Here is a 626-nt window from a genome sequence, read left to right on the forward strand (position 1 = left end):
TTGTGCGGCGTGCGCCGCCCCCGATGAGCCGGAAGGGGCTGACCCGGAGGAGTCCGCCACGCCATCCGCCGGGCGCTTGTCGGCGGCATCCTGCACGCCGGGCCGCACCGCAAAGCCGCCCGCCGTGGCATCGGCCAGGCAGCAGTACAGGCTCACCCGGAACACGGCCACCGCGCCCTGGGCATCCAGCGCGGGGTGCCGGGTCACCGCGCCGCGAAACACGTAGCGTCCGGCCAGTTCATCCGGCCTGTTGCGCCGCTCCAGAAGGAACAGCTCCGCCAGGTTGATGCGCACGTAGTCCTTGTCCGCGTAAGTGGCGCGGGGGCCCAACTCGTCATCGCCACCATCGGGAACCGACGCGTCATCGAACGGACCGGGGCGAGCATCGGACTTGCCGGAAGCCTCCCAGCTGTCGGGCGGCCCGGCAAAGGCATCCGGATCGTCATATCGGGCATCGGGATGCATGTCCGGACCCACGGCGGTTCCCAAGGGCATGGAACGTGCCGGAACAGCCCGACGGGGCGGATTCGCGGGCGCCGACGCATCCGCCGCGCCGCCGCCGATACTGCCCGTCACCACGCCAGACGGGGCCGTCATGCCGCCGAGCAGGGCCGCATCCGCGCCCC

The 626-nt window shown here is 72.0% G+C and carries 1 pseudogene; it reads right to left on the bottom strand.

Annotation, left to right across the window (positions count from 1 at the left end):
- A pseudogene (locus tag FVW20_RS18095) lies at nt 1-495 on the bottom strand (hypothetical protein); the annotation flags it as partial.
- Nucleotides 496-626 lie beyond the last annotated feature (131 nt).

Origin of the sequence: Nitratidesulfovibrio oxamicus (assembly GCF_015731765.1) — a bacterium.
In the GTDB taxonomy this organism is placed as follows: domain Bacteria; phylum Desulfobacterota; class Desulfovibrionia; order Desulfovibrionales; family Desulfovibrionaceae; genus Cupidesulfovibrio; species Cupidesulfovibrio oxamicus.